Annotated in this window: 17 protein-coding genes; 3 read left to right on the top strand and 14 right to left on the bottom strand. The window is 45.9% G+C overall.

Annotated elements, in window-relative coordinates:
* Window positions 1-96: 96 nt before the first annotated feature.
* From ICN33_RS00385 to ICN33_RS00425, 9 genes are all read right to left on the bottom strand, one after another.
* Complete coding sequence (locus tag ICN33_RS00385) at window positions 97-357, bottom strand: hypothetical protein (RefSeq protein ID WP_216193478.1); 261 nt, start codon at window positions 355-357, stop codon at window positions 97-99.
* Window positions 358-379: 22 nt separating this feature from the next.
* A complete protein-coding gene (locus ICN33_RS00390) occupies window positions 380-763 on the bottom strand; it encodes a translational machinery protein (RefSeq protein ID WP_216193480.1) in 384 nt (127 codons plus the stop codon).
* 112 nt (window positions 764-875) lie between these two features.
* Window positions 876-1,772, bottom strand: a complete 897-nt coding sequence (locus ICN33_RS00395) for a pseudouridine synthase (protein WP_216193483.1) — start codon at window positions 1,770-1,772, stop codon at window positions 876-878.
* A gap of 73 nt (window positions 1,773-1,845) precedes the next feature.
* The gene (scpB, locus tag ICN33_RS00400; protein ID WP_216193485.1) at window positions 1,846-2,634 is read right to left on the bottom strand and encodes a methylmalonyl-CoA decarboxylase; all 789 of its coding nucleotides are present in this window, start codon (window positions 2,632-2,634) and stop codon (window positions 1,846-1,848) included.
* 41 nt (window positions 2,635-2,675) lie between these two features.
* Window positions 2,676-2,891 (bottom strand): hypothetical protein, encoded by a 216-nt coding sequence (locus tag ICN33_RS00405; RefSeq protein ID WP_216193487.1) that lies wholly within the window; start codon window positions 2,889-2,891, stop codon window positions 2,676-2,678.
* Between the two features lie 13 nt (window positions 2,892-2,904).
* Complete coding sequence (locus tag ICN33_RS00410) at window positions 2,905-4,122, bottom strand: polyhydroxyalkanoate depolymerase (protein WP_216193489.1); 1,218 nt, start codon at window positions 4,120-4,122, stop codon at window positions 2,905-2,907.
* Entirely contained in the window at window positions 4,119-4,457 is a 339-nt protein-coding gene (locus ICN33_RS00415) for a hypothetical protein (RefSeq protein WP_216193491.1), read from the bottom strand. Before ICN33_RS00415 ends, ICN33_RS00410 begins: the two co-directional genes overlap by 4 nt.
* On the bottom strand, window positions 4,448-4,885 hold the full coding sequence (locus ICN33_RS00420) for a cupin domain-containing protein (protein ID WP_216859625.1): 438 nt from the start codon (window positions 4,883-4,885) through the stop codon (window positions 4,448-4,450). Before ICN33_RS00420 ends, ICN33_RS00415 begins: the two co-directional genes overlap by 10 nt.
* Before the next feature lie 2 nt (window positions 4,886-4,887).
* Window positions 4,888-5,547, bottom strand: coding sequence for a glutathione S-transferase family protein (locus ICN33_RS00425; RefSeq protein WP_216193493.1), 660 nt, complete (start codon window positions 5,545-5,547; stop codon window positions 4,888-4,890).
* 173 nt (window positions 5,548-5,720) lie between these two features.
* Here ICN33_RS00425 and ICN33_RS00430 point away from each other — a divergent pair, with 173 nt between their 5' ends.
* From ICN33_RS00430 to ICN33_RS00440, 3 genes are read left to right on the top strand one after another with little or no spacing between them, the layout of a single operon-like run.
* Window positions 5,721-9,113, top strand: coding sequence for a DUF2126 domain-containing protein (locus tag ICN33_RS00430; protein ID WP_216193495.1), 3,393 nt, complete (start codon window positions 5,721-5,723; stop codon window positions 9,111-9,113).
* Between the two features lie 35 nt (window positions 9,114-9,148).
* Complete coding sequence (locus tag ICN33_RS00435; protein WP_216859626.1) at window positions 9,149-11,737, top strand: circularly permuted type 2 ATP-grasp protein; 2,589 nt, start codon at window positions 9,149-9,151, stop codon at window positions 11,735-11,737.
* Window positions 11,715-12,671: a transglutaminase family protein gene (locus ICN33_RS00440; protein WP_255530470.1), complete on the top strand. Its 957-nt coding sequence runs from the start codon at window positions 11,715-11,717 to the stop codon at window positions 12,669-12,671. The genes ICN33_RS00435 and ICN33_RS00440 overlap by 23 nt, the downstream gene beginning before the upstream one ends.
* Window positions 12,672-12,769: 98 nt before the next feature.
* Here ICN33_RS00440 and ICN33_RS00445 read toward each other — a convergent pair whose 3' ends face one another.
* From ICN33_RS00445 to rbfA, 5 genes are all read right to left on the bottom strand, one after another.
* The gene (locus ICN33_RS00445) at window positions 12,770-13,756 is read right to left on the bottom strand and encodes a tripartite tricarboxylate transporter substrate-binding protein (RefSeq protein ID WP_216193499.1); all 987 of its coding nucleotides are present in this window, start codon (window positions 13,754-13,756) and stop codon (window positions 12,770-12,772) included.
* A 93-nt stretch (window positions 13,757-13,849) separates the two neighbouring features.
* Window positions 13,850-16,213: a Tex family protein gene (locus tag ICN33_RS00450; protein WP_216193500.1), complete on the bottom strand. Its 2,364-nt coding sequence runs from the start codon at window positions 16,211-16,213 to the stop codon at window positions 13,850-13,852.
* 103 nt (window positions 16,214-16,316) lie between these two features.
* Window positions 16,317-18,134, bottom strand: coding sequence for a translational GTPase TypA (gene typA, locus ICN33_RS00455; protein WP_216193502.1), 1,818 nt, complete (start codon window positions 18,132-18,134; stop codon window positions 16,317-16,319).
* Between the two features lie 51 nt (window positions 18,135-18,185).
* Window positions 18,186-19,097 carry a tRNA pseudouridine(55) synthase TruB gene (truB, locus tag ICN33_RS00460; RefSeq protein WP_216193504.1) on the bottom strand — a complete coding sequence of 304 codons (912 nt, stop codon included), beginning with the start codon at window positions 19,095-19,097 and terminating at the stop codon, window positions 18,186-18,188.
* A 3-nt stretch (window positions 19,098-19,100) separates the two neighbouring features.
* The gene (gene rbfA / locus ICN33_RS00465) at window positions 19,101-19,478 is read right to left on the bottom strand and encodes a 30S ribosome-binding factor RbfA (RefSeq protein ID WP_216193506.1); all 378 of its coding nucleotides are present in this window, start codon (window positions 19,476-19,478) and stop codon (window positions 19,101-19,103) included.
* Between the last annotated feature and the right edge of the window lie 3 nt (window positions 19,479-19,481).

Here is a 19,481-nt window from a genome sequence, read left to right on the forward strand (position 1 = left end):
AATCCTAATCCCAATCACCTTCTAAAACAAGGGTGCTCCAAAAAGAAAACCCCCACCATATCTGATGAGGGCTCACAATGTAATCACAGTTTTCTATCAGCGCTTAGACAGCTTCGCCTCTAACTCAACAGCTAGATCCAGAGCCCCCATATAACCAGACTTTAGATGATTCGGAAGATCGGGGTCACCCACCATTGCCCCCAAGGTTTCAACAAGGCTAAATACTAGGCCCTTAGCAGCGCCAGAAGCAATCGTATTATTGGCTACAGCTTCATCAATATGATTTACGGCATCCAAAAAATAATCATGTCCAGGGAGTCCGTCTGGACCCAAAGGCTCTTGAACTTCATCTTTCATTTTCAATATCCTTATTAGCTCTTTAAATCATCTGATCTGCTTTATAGAAAAACTTGCGCGCATATGCAAGAATTTCCTTATCGCTAGGATGGTCAACTGTTTCAACTCCAACGATTTTTTCTGCTACCTTGGCATCATGATGGTGGGCATGCTTGATTAATTCTAGTTTTGCAGAACCAGGTCCGAGAATCAAAATTTCTTTAGACTCATTTACAGCCTGAATGACTGAATGCAGATATTTGGAATCTAAGGCTACTCTACCGCTACCTATTTCCCCACCCTTGTGATGCAAATGGGTATGAGTAGATTTGCTTCTAATTACTTCAGCTTCGCTGGCATCCTCACTTAAAAACATAACATGCGCTTCTTTGTGATCAATCCAAATAACTGCGTGATTTAATGACATATCTTCCCTTATTGTTTTGAATAATTACTCTTTCAGCATACTCCCTGAGAGCTAGGAAAACTTGCAAACCGCTTGATATATGTCAAATTGGTCACGCCAAAGAATAGAAACCCTATAAATCCAATGTTCTTAAGCTAAGAAAAGATCTTGCCTGACCTGTAATGGGGTCTTGAAAAGCAATTTCTTTAGCCAATAACTGCAAGCATTTTGAAGTGTCAAGGTCATATTCTTGATATGGCGTCAAAACAGGGTAAATCTGGTCATGCTTGATTGGTGCGCCCAATGCATTGAGATGGCAGCGGAGTTGATGTTTTTTGCCGCTACCAGGGGTCAAGCGATATTTAGCCCAGGGCTTATTTTCTTGTATAAGCTCAATAAGCGTATCTGAGTTTGGCTCACCCTCCACTTCTTGCATCTGTAGAAAGTGTTCTGATTCCTGTAAACGGCTTTGATAAGTCATTGGCAATCTCTTAGATAAGGCCTCTGAAAAAGGAGCTATCGCTTCGTAGACTTTTTTCACTACCCTATCTCTAAAGAGATTTTGATAGAGGGCACGCTCATTTGGATTGATTGAGAAAATTACCAGTCCTGCAGTATCTCGATCAATGCGATGAAGGGGGCTTAATGTTTGTATGCCTGTTGTTTTCTTTAGTCGATTGAGTAAGGTTTGATGCAGGTAAAGCCCACTTGGAGTCACTGGCAAAAAATGGGGTTTGTCCGCAACTAGGATATGTTCGTCTTGAAAGAGGATCTGCTCTTTAAATGGGATATCTGGTTCGCGAGCCAACCTCCTGAAATACAGCAGATGGGTATTGGGTTGATAGGGGTCACCCGCTTCAAGGGGCTTGCCCTCAATATCCAGGATGAGCCCTTCGTTAAAACGTTGCTCCCACTCACCTACTTTAATATGGGGAAATTGCGCAACGAAAAAAGACAGCAAATTAAAATGGGCTTGATCGGCAGGTAAATACACCCGCGATGCTGAAACTCCTTCTGAATTAACTTGCATATTGATAGCGCTCCATAGATTGGAGTCTGCTATTTTATGCCCTTCTTGATGCGCTTCTTTATGTTCTTATTATTTACTTGGCTTGACCAAATACAGGGTCGCGCTTTTCTAGGAAAGCAGTAATTCCTTCGCGGTAATCACTTCCCATATAAACATTCTTCCGCAAAGACTGTAGGTGTTCAAAAACTGCTGGATTCATGACAGCAGCATCTGATAGCATTTGCGCCTGGGCTTTAAGCACTGAGTTAGCCTGCGGTGAACGCGAGGCAATTGTTCTAGCCATTTGGTAGGTTTTTTGCTCCAGCTCACCAGAAACATATAGGTGATTGAGAATACCGATCTGTAATGCGCGATCTGCACCAATAGGGTCAGCAGTCAGGAACATTTCTTTCACCACGTTTAGCGGCATACGGGACATGAAATGCAATATTCCACTAGCGGTGTAAGGAAGGCCAAGTTTTGCCGGTGTAATCGCAAAAGTTGAATCGTGATCGCCAATCGCAATATCGCAACTCATGATCAAATCCGTAGAAGCGCCCCACACCGAGCCATCTACCATAGCGATTACTGGTGCTCTAAAGGCTCTGATAGATTGAAGTAAAACCATGACAGGGTCATCTGCGGGCAAGGGATCGCGCTCTGATCTAGGCAATTCCATCACATCATGGCCCGCAGACCAGACTTTATTTTTCTTGTCGGCACGCAAAACCAATACGCGTACATCCTGCTTACCGAACTCTTCCAAGGCATGATGCATTTCTTCGATTAAGCATTCACTTAATGCATTACGCTTTTCATAATGATTAAAGCGTATTGTGGCAATCAAATCTGCCTGTTCAGTTTTAATGTATTGATAACTCAAAGCGCTGTCTCTTTTTTTTAATATTATTTGATTTCTGCGTATCAAGCTGCAATCAAAATATCGCCTAACTCCATCTTCTCCCACCAAATGAATGGTAAAAGATAGACTGAATCACCGGCCTCTTGGATGATCTCTAGTGCGCCATCATTGGTTTTATTGGCCTGATATTTACCAGGATTAAGGGGTTTGCAGCCATTATCCGTACCGTCGTTGCAGCGCATTCTGGCAATAATATTTCGAGTGATATAGATGACCATAATTCCCCCTGATTTAAAGTGCTGACTGAATGTGGTTACGTACCACTGGATAAATCTGACTTTCCCAGCGCTTGCCATTAAATACCCCGTAATGACCGACGCCCGCTTGCAAATGATGGGATTTTTTGTATCCCGGTAAGCCGGCGCAGAGATCTTGCGCTGCTAAGGTTTGACCTATGCCACAGATATCATCTCGCTCACCTTCTACTGTGAGTAAAAAAGTTTTTTTAATTAATTTTGGGTTGACCGGTCTGCCTTTATAGGTCAACGTTCCCATGGCTAGATCACGATCCATGAATACTTTTTTGATGGTCTCCAAGTAAAAAGGTCCCGACAAATCCATAATGGCAAAGTACTCTTCGTAGAAATCATGGATGACATCCGCTTTTTCATCTTCACCATTCACGCGATATTCATAAAGCTTTCTAAATGATTCTGCGTGGCGATCGGGATTCATACTCATGAACGCCATGAGTTGCAAGAAGCCTGGGTAAACTTTACGCCCGGCACCATTGAACTGCTTAGGAATGATGCCGATGAGCTTTTCTTCAAACCAAGACATCGGCTTGCTAGTAGCCAACTCATTCACTTTAGTTGGATTTTGACTCACATCGATTGGACCTGCCATCAATGTCAAACTTGCTGGAACATAAGGACTTTTGTCCTCGGACATGATGGCTGTGGCAGCCAAGCAGGCTATAGTTGGTTGGCATACAGCCATCAAGTGAGTCTGCGGTCCAATCACTTGCAGAAAATTAATGATGTGCTCAACATAAGAATCAAAGTCAAAGTCACCACAACTTAAAGGAATATCGCGAATGTTTAACCAATCGGTTACATAGACTTCATGATCCGTTAATAAGGTTTTGATGGTGCCAGCTAACAAAGTTGCAAAGTGCCCTGACATCGGTGCTACCAAAAGAATTTTGGGTTGCCCAGAAATACCAGGCTTTGAGAACCTTACTAAATTACAAAAATGGGTTGAGTAGATCAACTCCTCTGCTATAGGCTGCTCAACACCAAATGAATCAATGATGGAGTCAATCTTAAAATCAGGCCTAGTGTGTGTAAATCCTAGCAACGAAATTTGCTCATAATGCGCAGCTAAACGCTGCATCGGGTTCAGTGCAAAATTCCCAAACCAATTATTCGAAACGCATTCTGACGCTTTTGCAAAGAGCCGCACAGGGTTATGCAAATTCGCAAAGGTTTGATAGGCCTTGTACATCATTTATGGGCACCGCTTTCTATATGACGCAATGCTCGTTCTGTGGTTTTGAGGGCAGGATCAAATACCCTACTCAAAGACACATCATTGGCAATGATGGCTGCGGTTTGCGCTGCTCGCGCTGCAACGATCGATAAATTGACGAAGCCAGCAACATTAAAAGTTTTGAGAAGATCAGGCAGTTCTTCATCACCTGAAGCAACTTCACCCGCCTCTATTTTTTGATAGAGCTCACGATAGTAACTTTTCATACTGTCGAGCTCTTCAGCAATAGTCATAATCCGCTGAAACAAGACGGCAAAGTCAGATGCCAGCGGATTATTCTTGATTACTTCCATGGAGTCACCCCAGGAACTTCGGCGGGACCTACGGACACTGGAACCGTACCAAAGTCGGCCGGGCCAACAATCTCGAGATACTCCATATCTGGCGAATAGTCGAAAAGGAAATGGGTAATGCCAGGCATTTGGTGCACTACATCACCCGCCTCGACCAGAGTAACCTTGCCCTCATACATAAACTTAGCCCAGCCCTTAGTCATGATGACGATCTGAAATTCTGCTACGTGATAGTGCCAACCGGTGCCATTCTCTGGAGGCTTATTCGCTTTTACGAGATGGGCGATGACCTTACCCTTGGTGGCCTTAGCCACACCTAAATCGCGGTAGAGGAAAAAGTCTCTCAGACCACCCGGCAAAAATTGAGTGTCAGCTTGTTTTACGTGGGAAAACTCGGTATCACTTTTAAATGTCACAGGTGCGTTCATTTTTAAAACTCCACTTCAAGTTCTTCGATGTCATCGGGTTCTTCAAGGGCGCCCATCACCCACTCCTTCATCTCCGGCATCGCCATGATGTGCGCGCAGTAATCCTTGCTCGCTTTGTCCAGTTCGACGTGATACGTTAGGAATCTTGTAACAACTGGCGCAAACATCGCATCAGCTAAGGTGGGCTCCTTACCAAACAAGAAAGGACCGCCATATGTTTTTAAACAGTCTTGCCAAATTACCAATATGCGATTGATATCAATCTGGGCTTTTGACCAAACCTTAAAAGATTCAAACTTCGCCTTGACATTCATCGGCAAAGAAGCTCGCAGAGCAGAGAATCCCGAATGCATCTCACCGCAAATAGAGCGGCAATAGGCTCTAGCGACCGGATCGCTGGGCAAAAGATGTGCTTTAGGGTTTAATTCATTTAAATACTCACCAATCGCCATCGTGTCCCATACTTTGCAACCATCATGGTCCAATCTAGGAACCAAAATAGATGGGGAGAGCAATAAGAGCTCGGCGCGGTTATCTACATCATCTGGGTTTACTTGCACCTCCTGAAAAGGCAGGCCTGATAACTTCAGCATCAGCCAGCCACGCAAGGACCATGAAGAGTAATTCTTGCTGCTAATCGTCAGGGTGGTTTGCTTTGGCATATGCGCTTTCTGATGAGGTACAACTACAACTTATTCCCCCTGAAATACCCCCAACCGGCGAAATGCCCTGTTTTTGACGGGTTTTACCCAAATCTGGGCATTTAGCACATTTACGCACCCATCTTGTGCGCCTTATTTCGGTGCGAAATCGTCTTAATCATAGACTTTGAGTCATGTCTATACACGCCGCCCTCCACCACGTCACCGAATACATTTATGACCGTCCAGTGAAGCTGGGACCACAGGTAATTCGCCTGCGACCCGCGCCCCATTGCCGCAGTCATATTCTGTCCTACTCATTAAAAATTGAGCCTGAAGGTCACTTCATCAATTGGCAACAAGACCCGTTCTCGAACTACCAGGCCCGTTTAGTTTTTCCTGAAAAAACAACGCGCTTCAAAGTCACGGTTGACCTTGTCACAGAGATGGCGGTCTACAACCCGTTCGATTTCTTTCTAGAACCCGATGCAGAAGAGTACCCCTTCACGTATAGCCAAGATCTTAAAAAAGAATTACGTCCTTACATAGGTAAAAAGCGAAACGATGGCATCAATAGGTATTTCAAGACCATTGATCGCAGCAAAATGCGCACGATTGATTTTTTGGTTGCCCTCAATCAAAAAGTTCATCAAGATATTGCCTATACCATTCGTATGGAGCCTGGAGTACAAACTCCAGAAGAAACACTCAAACTGCGTAGTGGCTCATGTCGTGATTCTGCATGGCTCATGGTTAACTTGCTCCGTCTTTGCGGATTGGCATCTCGCTTTGTTTCCGGTTACCTCATTCAGTTAAAGCCCGATGTCAAAGCGCTTGATGGACCAAGCGGAACTGAAGTGGATTTCACAGATCTGCATGCCTGGTGTGAGGTGTATTTACCAGGTGCAGGCTGGATTGGCTTAGACCCCACTTCCGGTCTCTTTGCAGGTGAAGGTCATATCCCAGTAGCCTGTACACCCGAGCCCTCAGGCGCTGCGCCAATTGAGGGTGGTGTTGATGAATGTGAAGTGCAGTTTGCTCACACCATGGAAGTGACTCGCATCTATGAGGCCCCCAGAGTCACCAAACCCTACACTGAAGAACAATGGCAAGACATTGTTGAGCTAGGTCATAAGGTTGACAAGAAACTGGTTGCAGGTGATGTGCGACTAACCATGGGTGGCGAGCCAACCTTTGTCTCGATCAATGGACGTGATGAACGCGAGTGGAATGTAGATGCATTAGGGCCCACTAAACGCGCCTATGCAATCACCTTAGTTGATAAGCTCCGTCAAGAATATGGCGATGGTGGTTTCTTGCATTTTGGTCAAGGCAAATGGTACCCAGGTGAACAACTTCCTCGCTGGGCTCTATCTATTTATTGGAGGGCTGATGGTCAGCCTGTTTGGAAAAACCCAAAATTATTTTCTGATGAACAAACCATTGCCCACTACACCAGCAAAGATGCTGAAAAGTTTGTTTACACCCTTTCGAAAAAATTAGGCTTAGCCGATCAATTTATCGAACCGGCCTATGAAGATGTTTTTTATTACCTCTGGCGTGAATCCAAGCTCCCAGTCAACGTCGACCCATTCAAATCAAACTTGGATGATGAGATGGAGCGAACTCGTTTAAAGCGGGTCTTTACTCAGAAATTAGATTCTGTGGTGGGATACGTACTTCCCATTGAAGCGAATGAAGGCAAAAATTATCTTGATACCGCCTGGAAGACAGGTCCTTGGGAATATCGTGATGATCGCCTCTATCTTTTGCCAGGCGACTCACCAATGGGCTATCGCCTCCCCTTAGAATCCCTCCCTTGGGTTAGCAAAGCGGATTATCCCTACCTGATTGAGCAAGATCCATTTGCTCCCAGACAGCCATTAAACAGTCATGTATCGGTTGTTCAACAACAGAAGCCAAGTCAAAAAGAATTTGCAGGTCATGGCAAAACTATTTGGAGTCAGTCTGAAGTTAGGCAGCCAAAACGCCAAGAATCCGCTGCATGGGTTACTAGAACAGCGATGTGTGTTGAAGCACGCGATCCTATGCGCTCGAACGGACCCAAGGCCGAGAATGAACATGGCGGTAAGTCTGGTGTGCTGTATGTCTTTATGCCACCACTCGCTCGCCTTGAAGACTATCTCAATTTATTGCAAGCAGTAGAAGCAACTGCTGAAGAGCTTAAGTTCCAAATCGTTTTAGAGGGCTATCCTCCCCCACGTGACCCTCGCTTAAAGTTGTTACAAGTAACGCCAGATCCTGGTGTGATTGAAGTCAACATTCATCCAGCCCATAACTGGGGTGAGTTGGTTGAGCATACTGAGTTCTTGTATCAAGCCGCTTTTGAATCTCGTCTTTCTGCTGAAAAATTTATGGCTGATGGCCGTCACACCGGTACTGGTGGTGGCAATCACTTTGTGATGGGCGGCGCAACACCGATTGATAGCCCCTTCTTACGAAGACCCGAACTGTTAGCCAGCCTCATTTTGTATTGGCATAACCATCCAAGCCTGAGCTACCTATTTAGCGGTATGTTCATTGGCCCAACCAGCCAGGCTCCTAGGGTGGATGAGGCGCGTAATGACCAAATCTACGAATTAGAAATTGCGCTCAAGGAGATTCATGAGAATCGCAAGAAGTTTGGTCAAAGCATGCCACCGTGGCTTGTTGATAGAACGCTACGCAATATTTTGATTGATGTGACTGGCAACACGCATCGCAGCGAGTTCTGCATTGATAAGATGTATTCACCAGATAGCCAAACTGGTCGGCTAGGCTTACTAGAATTGCGCGCTTTTGAGATGCCTCCGCATGCGCACATGAGTATTGTTCAGCAATTATTAATTCGCGCCTTAATTGCACGCTTCTGGGACGAGCCTTATAACGCGCCAATGACACGTTGGGGAACAGAGCTTCATGATCGTTGTCTCTTGCCTACCTTCATCAAAATGGATTTCGATAATGTCATTGAAGAAATGCAAATGCATGGTTACGACTTTAAGCCAGAATGGTTTGCGCCTCATTTAGAGTTCCGCTTCCCGCTCATTGGTCAAGTGAAAACCATGGGAACCGAGATTACCTTGCGTAATGCCTTAGAGCCATGGCATGTCATGGGCGAAGAAAATGCCGCAGGGGGCACTGCACGCTACGTAGACTCCTCACTTGAGCGTATTGAATTACGTGTCACTGGATTAAATCAAAGCCGCTACACCATCACCTGCAATGGAGAGCCGTTGCCACTGCAACCAACCGGTGTCGCTGGAGAATATGTGGCAGGCATTCGTTATAAAGCATGGAACCCGCCATCTAGTCTGCACCCAAGTATTGGCATACATGTCCCATTGATATTTGATATGGTTGACACTTGGATGAAGCGTTCAGTGGGTGGCTGCCAGTATCACGTTGCGCACCCTGGCGGTCGTAACTATGACAACTTCCCCATCAATGCCTATGAGGCTGAAAGCCGTCGGTTATCACGCTTTTTCAGAATGGGTCACACCCCAGGAACAATAGAGGGAGTTCAGGCCAATATTGACCTCCCAGCTAGCAGAGAATTTCCATTTACGCTGGATATGCGCCGGTGAGACAATAGTTTGTGGACAACTCGCAGACCCATTCTTTGAAAGCTACCAGCAACCCCTCTCTGGTGGACGATATCAACCGTCTGTCCCCCAAGGCCAAAGAGGGTCATTTTGATGAGTTGCGAGGCAAGTCAGAGTCCCTGCTACCCCAATGGCAAACTTTTTTTGAATCCCTAGGCCCTTCTGGTTTAAGCGATCTAGATCAACGTACCCAAGAACTCAATCGACAGATTCGGGATAACGGTATTACGTATAACGTCTATGCCGACGAGTTTGGTCCTCAGCGCCCTTGGTCCGTAGATTTATTTCCACTCATCATTAGCCCTGATTCTTGGCAAGAAATTCAGTCTGGAATTTTTCAGCGCGCACGCTTGCTCGAAGCCATCATGGCGGATATCTATGGACCTCAGCATTTATTAAAAGAGGGTCTGATTCCTCCAGCCTTAATCCATGGACACCCTGGATATTTGCGCTCGATGCATGGCGTCACGCTCAGCAGCAGCAAATATCTGCACATCATGGCCTTTGATTTGGCCAGAGCGCCAGATGGTTCATGGTCTGTTCTCTCTCAGCGTACTCAAGCACCCTCTGGCTTGGGCTATTTATTAGAAAATCGCAACCTGATTGCAAGGCAATTTCCCAAAGCATATGAGCTCATGCAAATTGCCCCACTAGCAAATGCCTACAGAGACCTGATCGATTCACTAAAGCTGGAAAGTCCAGCTGGTGCAAATGCCCATATCGCCCTACTTACCCCCGGACCTTATAACGAAACTTATTTTGAGCATGCCTACCTCGCTCGTTATCTTGGTTTGACCTTGGTTGAGGGTGGTGACTTAACAGTACGTGACCAACGTTTGTTTCTGAAAACCGTACGCGGTTTAGAGCCTGTAGACATTTTGCTCAAGCGCTTAGATGATGAGTTTTTAGATCCACTAGAACTGCGCTCCGACTCTACTCTCGGTATTCCGGGTCTATTGCAAGCGATACGCGCTGGTAATGTTGTATTAGCTAATGCTCCTGGCTCAGCTTTCTTAGAGTCGCCTGCGCTCTTAGGTTTCTTACCTGCGATTAGCGAGAGACTTCTGAATGAGAAGGTTCAACTTCCCGCTATGGATACTTGGTGGTGCGGTGAACGGGCTGCATTGGAGGCCGCCATTCCAAATCTAGGGCATAGCGCTATTAAGCCTACCTTCCCAAATGGTACAGGTCACCAGAATTATGAATCCGCCTTAGGTTGCGACTTAAATCAAGCCCAACTTGATGAGTGGGTTGGGCGCATTACTCGCCAACCAGATGAACATACGGTGCAAACCTATATTCCATTGGCACAAATGCCTACTTGGCTAAATGCATTTAATCTCAATGATGCATCTTTGATTGAAAAACACTCGTATATGTTACGAGTATTCGCCTTAAGCGATGGTCCCAATAGCTGGCAAGTATTACCGGGCGGACTTGCTCGCATCGCCGGAACAGATTCTGGGATTGCCTCGATGCAACGTGGCGGAAGTAGCGCGGATGTATGGGTACAAAGTCCGCAGCACTCGCAAGATCAGGGGCAACAACTCCATCAACCAATTCATCACGCTGAAAAAGTGATGCGCAAGCGCTTGGTCACTAGCCGCGCAGCGGAGAATCTCTATTGGTTTGGGCGCTATACCGAACGCAGTGAAAACATTCTGCGCTTGGCCAAGCTTTATCTTGAAAATATTAATAGCGAATACACTCCTTCGCGCTCATTATGGTCTTGGCTAGAAGGCTTATGTCACCATTACGGGCTCGTACCGGAAGGCGTTCCTAGTAATTTTGATCAAAGTGATATTCGTCACCGTATTTTTGAGCGCACTTTAATTAATTCTCTCAACGACAGCGAGAACGTTACTAGCGTAGGCTTTAATCTCAATGCCATGAAGAGAACTGCCTCTAATGTAAGAGAGCGACTTTCGCCAGAGCAATGGAGCACTATCAATCATTGCATTGAGCAATTTCAAGCTGATTGTCATAAAGCAAGTACCTATCATGACTTTTCTTCCTCGCTTGCTATCGATGCCTTAAATGGTGCCAATAGCTGCTTAGCGGCAATTACCGGCGCTCAAACTGACCGCATGACGCGTGATGATGGTTGGCAACTTCTTTCGATTGGCAGGCATATCGAGCGACTGGCCTTTTTAACCAATGCTTTAGATTCAGCTATTACTTCAGGCTTACTCAGCAACCCGAACTTAGATGGCTCAGGCTATACCGCCCTTCTGAATTTATTTGATAGCACCATCACATTCCACGCACAACATCAACAGAGTCGCGAGATAGCGCCTTTAATTAGCTTGCTGGTCATGGATGATGAAAATCCTCGTTCATTAGCTTGGGTTAGTAAAGCACTTCGCGCTCGTCTTTCTAAGCTTGCGGGCACTGAGCGCAATAGCCCGGATGAACTCACCCGTAGCGTCATCAATCTTTTGGATTATGATTTATACGCTCTATCTACAGCGGATGGGCTTGGGAATTTCTCAGACTTAAGAAATTGCCTAAGCAACTGCTCACAGTCTGCTTGGAATGTTTCTGATGAAATTAGCGCGCGCTACTTCAATCTGATTCACTCCAATGAATACAGCATTCAGATGTAGTTGGTCAAAAATTATGCTGCTAGAAATCACCCACGATACCCGTTACTCATACGACCCTGATGTCGAAATTGCACAGCATTTTGCACATCTCAAACCAGCAGACTTAGAGACACAGCGAGTAATTAAAACTGAAATTCATGTAGACCCCAGACCATCTTGGAGCGAAGAAAACCAAGATAGCTATGGCAATGTTTGCACCTTCTTTTCACTGCAAAACAGACATAGTGAATTGCTCATAACAGCGAAGTCACTAATAGAAACTTCAAGCACAGAATATGGTCCAAAACCCCAGGAAACCGCCGCCTGGGAATTGGTACGGGAATACTTTCGCTATCACTCCAATACTCAATGGGATCCGGCCTCAGAATTTCTCTTCACCTCCCCGTTTATTACCTTACGGCCAGAGTTTGCTGAATTTGCACGAGCAAATTTCACAGCCGGTAGGCCCATATTAGATGCTGCAATTGATTTAATGAAACGCATCTATAGTGAATTTCACTATGTCAGCGAAAGCACTGACATTAATACTCCGGCGCTCGAAGCATTACATAAGCGCGAAGGTGTATGCCAGGATTTTGCTCATATTCTGATCGCGTCATTGCGAAGCATTGGCATCCCAGCAAAATATATGAGTGGCTACATCCTGACAAATCCACCTCCTGGACAAGCAAGACTCATCGGCGGAGATGCCTCGCATGCTTGGGCATCGGTTTATGTGCCGAGCATTGACGAAAATGGCGTGCTTGGTCAGGGAATTTGGTGTGATCTAGATCCAACCAATAATCGCTGGGGCTATGGCACCCCAGGTGAAGATTATGTTCATCTTGCTCAGGGAAGAGATTACTCTGATGTATCTCCTATTCGTGGAGTCATCCATGGCGGCGCTGATCATACACTAGATGTAGCGGTGACAGTAATGCCTATTGACTCTTAAAGTTTTTAACTCTTTCTTCCCTTAGTTTTTGCATTCTTTGATCATTAAAAAACCGCCCGAAGGCGGTTTTATTATTTGCATAACTTACTGCTTGCAATTTAGTCTGCGTAAATACCTGCAGCTTTAATAATTGGTGTCCACAAATCAATCTGCGCCTTCAGATGTTTCTTCAAGCCCTCTGGAGTAGCGTTTGCTTGTGACGGAATCTCAACACCCAACTCTGCCATATGTTGCTTATAGAGCGGATCCTGGATAGCGCCTTGTAAAGCCTTAGCTAACTTGTCCATCTCTGGTTTCGGAGTGCCTTTTGGCGCATAAACTCCATGCCAAACCTTCACTTCAAAGTTCTTTAAGCCTTGCTCATTGAGAGTCGGAATCTTGTCGAATGCTTTGATACGCTGCATTGTGGTTGTGCCGTATGGCTTCACTGCATTGGTTGATAACTGACCTGAAAGATTAGTTGTCTGATCACACATCAATTGCACTTGGCCGCCGATCAAGTCGGTTAATGCCGGAGCAGTACCTTTGTATGGCACGGTTGTTAAATCTAGCTGAATACGGCTCATAAAGAGCAAGCCGCATAAGTGGCTAGCAGAGCCTACACCAGCATTGGCATAAGCGATCTTACCCACATTGGCTTTCATATACGGGAGGAGTTCTTGATAATTCTTAGGAGGTAAATCTTTATTGCCAACCAGAATCATTGGTACGTCAGCAACTTGGCCAACATACTCATAATCATTCATTGGATCAAAGCCCAGGTTCTTATACAACGCTGGGGCAGTAGACATGCCGATATGGTGAATCAATAATGTGTAACCATCGTTCTTAGAATTGATTACACGCTTTGCTGCAATCGTACCGCCTGCACCAGGACTGTTATCTACAATCACCTGACCTTTTAGCTGCTTACCCATTGCCAAAGCAAGTTCACGAGCTACTTTATCAGTCGGACCACCAGCTGAGAATGGCACCACTAGAGTAATTGGGCGATCACCAGGGAAATCAGCCGCCTTGGCAGCAGAAATGCTAACGCCTAATGCACACAGCGAAATTGCTGCAATGCGGAAAATAGAGTGGGACATTTTCACAGTAATCCTTGTCTTTCGTTGTTAAACATACAAAGCATTAGTTTAGAGAATTTGCCACTTAATTAGTGAGAAATTCTCTAAAAATTACTATTTCTTAAGCTTGCCGAAGGCGGCCGCCATTGCATTATTCATTGGGGGTGCTGAGCGCCTATCTTCTTGAGGTCTTCTGAGTTCCGGCGTTTTAGGTCGATTTGGGGTTCTTTGCTCAGACCTAGCGCCGACCTTGGCATCTGCTTTTGGCGCTTCATCCGTTAAACGCATCGTTAACGCAATGCGCTTGCGCTTTTCATCCACCTCGAGCACCTTCACCTTAACCACCTGCCCCGCTTTCACTACGCTATGAGGATCTTTCACGAAGGTATTGGAAAGCGCAGAAATGTGGACTAAACCATCCTGATGCACGCCAATATCAACGAAAGCGCCGAAAGCAGCAACGTTCGTCACTACACCTTCAAGAATCATCTCCGCTTTAAGGTCGCTCATTTTTTCTACGCCATCTTTAAAAGTCGCAGTAGTAAATTCTGGGCGTGGATCACGACCTGGCTTTTCTAATTCCTTAAGGATGTCGGTAACAGTTGGCAAACCAAACTGACCGTCAGCATATTTTTCTGGCGAGAGTGATTTCAGCAAGTTAGCATCGCCAATGACTTCTTTCACCCCTTTCTTGATGTCCTTCAAAATCTTTTCCACTAAAGGATAAGATTCTGGGTGTACCGCAGAGGCGTCCAATGGATCAGTACCATCCATAATTCTTAAGAAGCCAGCAGCCTGCTCGTAAGTTTTCTCGCCGAGGCGCGGAACACTCTTGAGATCAGCTCTCGATTTAAATGCACCTTTACTATCGCGATAGGCTACGATTCCTTCTGCCACAGTAGAGCTCAACCCTGAAACCCTGGCCAACAAAGGTGCTGAGGCAGTATTTACATCCACACCTACAGCGTTCACGCAATCCTCTACCACCGCCACCAATGATTTAGCTAACTGAGTTTGCATCACATCATGCTGGTACTGACCTACGCCAATTGATTTAGGGTCGATCTTGACAAGCTCGGCTAATGGATCTTGCAAACGACGTGCGATCGATACTGCACCACGCAATGAAACGTCCATGCCTGGCAACTCTTTTGAGGCATATTCCGAGGCAGAGTAAACCGATGCACCCGCTTCAGAGACAACAATTTTAGTGAGCTTCAGTTCCGGTTTGGCTTTAATCAGTTCTTGAGCCAATTTATCGGTCTCGCGAGAAGCGGTACCATTACCAATGGAGATTAAGGTGGCCTTATGTTTCTCAGCCAACTTAGCTAAGGCATGTAATGATCCCGCCCAATCATTCTTGGGCTGGTGGGGGTATATGACATCGGTATCTACTACTTTTCCGGTCGCATCCACCACCGCTACCTTGACGCCTGTGCGCATTCCAGGATCTAGGCCAATAGTGACTCTGGGACCAGCAGGAGCGGCTAATAGCAAGTCTTTGAGGTTGCGTGCAAATACATTAATCGCTTCGGTTTCTGAGCGTTCACGCAGCGCCGTCATGAGCTCTGACTCTAAATGCAGTGAACACTTAATGCGCCAAGTCCAGCGCACCGTGTCAGCCAACCATGCATCGGCAGGACGGCTTTCGTTTTTTATCTTGAAATGATTGGCTATGCGGTTTTCACAAGGGTTGTGCGGTGAATCCCATTTGGGCTTTTCTTCTTCGGTATCCAAACGCAGATTGACCATCAACATCTGTTCGCGACGACCTCTAAATAATGCTAGAGCGCGGTGAGATGGAATGGCTTTAATTGGCTCGGAGTAATCAAAGTAATCGGCAAACTTCTCACCCTCTTGCTCTTTCCCGGCAATCACTTTGGACTCTACAACACCATGATCTTGTAAGTACTCTCTAAGAGATTGCACCAATGCCGCATCTTCTGCAAAACGCTCCATCAGAATTTGACGGGCACCTTCAAGAGCGGCCTTGGTATCTACTACACCAGGATTATCAGTGCCATCAACCTGAAAAGCCTCCTTAAGATATTTTGCAGCTTCTGTTTCAGGATCTAAATTGGGGTTGGCTAATAAGTCATTCGCCAAGGGCTCCAAGCCTGCTTCCAAAGCAATTTGCGCCTTTGTTCTTCTCTTAGGCTTATACGGTAGATAGAGATCTTCTAGGCGCGTCTTATCTTCTGCCAGCATGATGGCCTTGAGTAATTCTGGCGTCATCTTGCCCTGCTCTTCAATGGAGGCGACAATCGTTTTGCGACGATCCTCTAATTCCCGGAGGTAGCTCAGTCGCTCTTCCAATAAGCGCAATTGAGTGTCATCTAAACCTCCAGTAGCTTCTTTACGATAACGGGCGATAAAAGGAACGGTAGCACCCTCATCCATGAGAGCTATTGCTGCAGCTACTTGAGCAGGTTTGGCGGAAAGCTCTTGGGCAAGACGTTGTTCAATCGATGGCAGCATAGGGATGTATTTTTACTTTTTCTGACTGATATTTTGGAGTTTTGATTTCAATGAAGAACAAAAGCCACCCGGAGGTGACTTTTGTTGTGTAGCTTAAGGCAGCTTATTCGCGTGATGCCTTTTTGCGATCATGCTCCTTCAGGTGACGCTTACGGATACGTACGCTTTTCGGCGTTACTTCCACCAACTCATCATCACTAATGAATTCCACCGCATACTCTAAGGTCAAATCAATTGGTGTTACCAGGCGAACTGCTTCGTCAGTACCAGAAGAACGAACGTTGGTTAATTGCTTACCCTTGATTGGGTTAACAACCAAGTCATTGTCACGACTATGAATACCAATCACCATACCCTCGTATACAGGATCACCATGGCTCACAAACATACGGCCACGATCTTGTAACTTCCAAATAGCGTAGGCAACTGCTTCACCATCATCTTGACTGATCAATACGCCATTATGACGTTCGCCCAAGATTCCATCTTTAGCTGGAGCATAAGAATCAAATGTGTGACTCATCAAACCATTACCGCGAGTCATGGTCATGAAGTCGCCTTGGAAGCCGATCAGACCACGTGCAGGAATGCGGTACTCAAGACGTGTACGGCCTTTTCCGTCACTCACCATATCTTGCAGCTCACCCTTACGCTTGCCCAAGTCTTCCATCACAGAACCTTGAGTGGCATCTTCTACGTCTACCGTTAAGTTCTCATACGGCTCCATCTTGACGCCATTCTCTTCATGAAAGACAACACGTGGACGGGAAACCGCCATCTCATAGCCTTCACGACGCATAGTCTCTACCAAGATGGTGAGATGCAGCTCGCCACGACCTGATACTTCAAATACGGTGTCATCATCAGTTTCTTTTACGCGCAAAGCCATATTGGCCTTTAATTCACGATCAAGGCGCTCACGAATTTGGCGGCTAGTTACAAACTTACCTTCGCGACCAGCTAATGGACTAGTGTTCACCATGAAGTTCATGGTTAAAGTAGGCTCATCAATCTTGAGCATTGGCAATGGATCTGGCTTATCAACCGCACATACGGTTGTGCCAATCGCCAACTCTTCAATACCATTGATGAGGGCGATATCGCCAGCAACTGCCTCGTCAACGATTTCGCGCTCGAGACCTTTAAATTTCAATACTTGGTTTATACGACCTTTGAATGGTGTGCCATCAGGACCGTTCATGCAGACTACTTCCATGCCTGATTTCACACGTCCGCGGCTAATACGACCAACACCGATCTTGCCAACATAGCTGTTGTAGTCGATTGAAGAAATCTGGAATTGCAAGGGACCATCTGGATCATCATCACGCACAGGGACATGTTTCAGAACAGCGTCAAACAAGGGGCGCATATTACCTTCACGCACATCCTCTGATTCTCCTGCATAACCGTTTAAGCCTGATGCATAGATAACCGGGAAATCTAATTGCTCTTCAGTTGCGCCAAGCTTATCAAACAACTCAAAAGTTGCATTGATCACGTAATCACAACGCGCACCTGGACGGTCAACTTTATTAATCACCACGATTGGCTTCAAACCTAAAGCCAAAGCTTTCTTAGTTACGAAGCGGGTCTGTGGCATTGGGCCTTCAACCGCATCAACCAAGAGTAATACACCGTCAACCATGGAGAGAACACGCTCTACTTCACCACCGAAGTCAGCGTGTCCAGGGGTATCAACGATGTTGATGTGTGTGCCGTCATATTCCACTGCACAGTTCTTGGACAAAATAGTAATGCCGCGCTCTTTTTCCAGGTCATTTGAATCCATGACGCGTTCGGTCATTTTTTCATTGGTGCGGAATGTGCCAGATTGGCGCAAGAGTTGGTCAACCAAGGTAGTTTTACCGTGGTCAACGTGGGCGATGATGGCGATGTTACGAAGTGAGCGTTTAGTCATGTGAAGCTTCTAAAGTTAAAGATAAGTAAAGGGGTTATGGATAATGAATATTCATTGAGCCTGCGAAATTAGGCGCTTAGGATGCAATACACCAGAGCGCCAATCAGCAGTACCGATAAAGTTATGAGGAGCAGCAGTGGCACGATAGATGCGAACTAATGCTTCAATTGAAGGTAAATTGAGAGGAACACGCTGCCCCATCTCAAGACGTTTAGCTTGTTGCTCATCCACAGTTAAGTGTGGCAATGTTTGCAATAAAGCATCAACAGGCAATATGTAGTTAGCGCTATTTTGCAGACCGCTTTGAATGGATTCAATGGTAAAGGACTGCTCAAGATTTAAATGCCCTACTTCAGTACGGCGCAAACCAACTAAATGGGCGCCACAGCCTAATGCATTACCAATATCTTCAGCTAAAACGCGGATGTATGTGCCTTTACTGCAGCTAACTTCTAAAGTAGCTTCTGGCCAAGCGATATTCGTCCAGCGAATCGCGTGAATAGTAATGTTTCGAGCAGCGCGCTCTAACTCAACACCAGCACGAGCATATTCATACAATGGTTTACCGTCACGCTTCAGCGCAGAGTACATTGGCGGCACTTGAGAAATCGGCCCAGTAAATTTTGGGAGCAAAGCCTCTAATGCGGATTTGATTTCTGCTTCACTGGCAAAGACAGGCAAAGTCAATTCTTCAATGATTTGACCTTCGGCATCACCGGTATCAGTACGCGAACCAAACTTCACTCTAGCGATATAGGTCTTGTCCGCTTCAAGCAAGTCTTGTGAATACTTTGTAGCCTCACCCAAGCAAATAGGGAGTAAGCCAGTTGCCATCGGATCTAAAGTTCCAGTATGACCAGCCTTGTCAGCATTAAAAGCGCGCTTTACAGCGGTAACTGCACCCTGTGAACTCATTCCAGCAGGTTTATCTAGCAGCACTACGCCGTCGATCCGAATAGACATGAATTACTGAGTCTCGTCTTTATGATCGCCGCGGTCACTATCCACTGCTTGATCGATCAACCGAGACATTTCTATGCCATGCTCAACTGAGCTGTCATAGTGAAAATGCAATGTAGGAACAGTGTGAATATGCAAACGCTTAAATAATAGCGAGTGCAAATAACCTGCTTTTTCTTGAAGCGCTTTTAAAGCATGCTCAGGCTCAGCGCCCAACACGGTAAAGAATACCTTTGCGTGTGCTAGATCTGGTGTGAGCTCGATACTTTGTAAAGTAATTAAACCCAAACTCGGACTGCGCAGTTCACGCGGAATAAGCTCGGCCAGGTCTCGCTGAATTTGATCGGCGAGACGCTGGTTACGATGTGGACTAGTCTTGTGCATAGT

The sequence above is a fragment of the Polynucleobacter sp. UB-Tiil-W10 genome, from assembly GCF_018881605.1.
Classification (GTDB): domain Bacteria; phylum Pseudomonadota; class Gammaproteobacteria; order Burkholderiales; family Burkholderiaceae; genus Polynucleobacter.

Coding starts and splice junctions, on each gene's coding strand:
- ICN33_RS00385 (WP_216193478.1), bottom strand. CDS start 357: ATGAAAGATGAAGTTCAAGAGCCTTTGGGTCCAGACGGACTCCCTGGA.
- ICN33_RS00390 (WP_216193480.1), bottom strand. CDS start 763: ATGTCATTAAATCACGCAGTTATTTGGATTGATCACAAAGAAGCGCAT.
- ICN33_RS00395 (WP_216193483.1), bottom strand. CDS start 1,772: ATGCAAGTTAATTCAGAAGGAGTTTCAGCATCGCGGGTGTATTTACCT.
- ICN33_RS00405 (WP_216193487.1), bottom strand. CDS start 2,891: ATGGTCATCTATATCACTCGAAATATTATTGCCAGAATGCGCTGCAAC.
- ICN33_RS00410 (WP_216193489.1), bottom strand. CDS start 4,122: ATGATGTACAAGGCCTATCAAACCTTTGCGAATTTGCATAACCCTGTG.
- ICN33_RS00415 (WP_216193491.1), bottom strand. CDS start 4,457: ATGGAAGTAATCAAGAATAATCCGCTGGCATCTGACTTTGCCGTCTTG.
- ICN33_RS00420 (WP_216859625.1), bottom strand. CDS start 4,885: ATGAACGCACCTGTGACATTTAAAAGTGATACCGAGTTTTCCCACGTA.
- ICN33_RS00425 (WP_216193493.1), bottom strand. CDS start 5,547: ATGCCAAAGCAAACCACCCTGACGATTAGCAGCAAGAATTACTCTTCA.
- ICN33_RS00430 (WP_216193495.1), top strand. CDS start 5,721: ATGTCTATACACGCCGCCCTCCACCACGTCACCGAATACATTTATGAC.
- ICN33_RS00440 (WP_255530470.1), top strand. CDS start 11,715: ATGAATACAGCATTCAGATGTAGTTGGTCAAAAATTATGCTGCTAGAA.
- ICN33_RS00445 (WP_216193499.1), bottom strand. CDS start 13,756: ATGTCCCACTCTATTTTCCGCATTGCAGCAATTTCGCTGTGTGCATTA.
- ICN33_RS00450 (WP_216193500.1), bottom strand. CDS start 16,213: ATGCTGCCATCGATTGAACAACGTCTTGCCCAAGAGCTTTCCGCCAAA.
- typA (WP_216193502.1), bottom strand. CDS start 18,134: ATGACTAAACGCTCACTTCGTAACATCGCCATCATCGCCCACGTTGAC.
- truB (WP_216193504.1), bottom strand. CDS start 19,097: ATGTCTATTCGGATCGACGGCGTAGTGCTGCTAGATAAACCTGCTGGA.
- rbfA (WP_216193506.1), bottom strand. CDS start 19,478: ATGCACAAGACTAGTCCACATCGTAACCAGCGTCTCGCCGATCAAATT.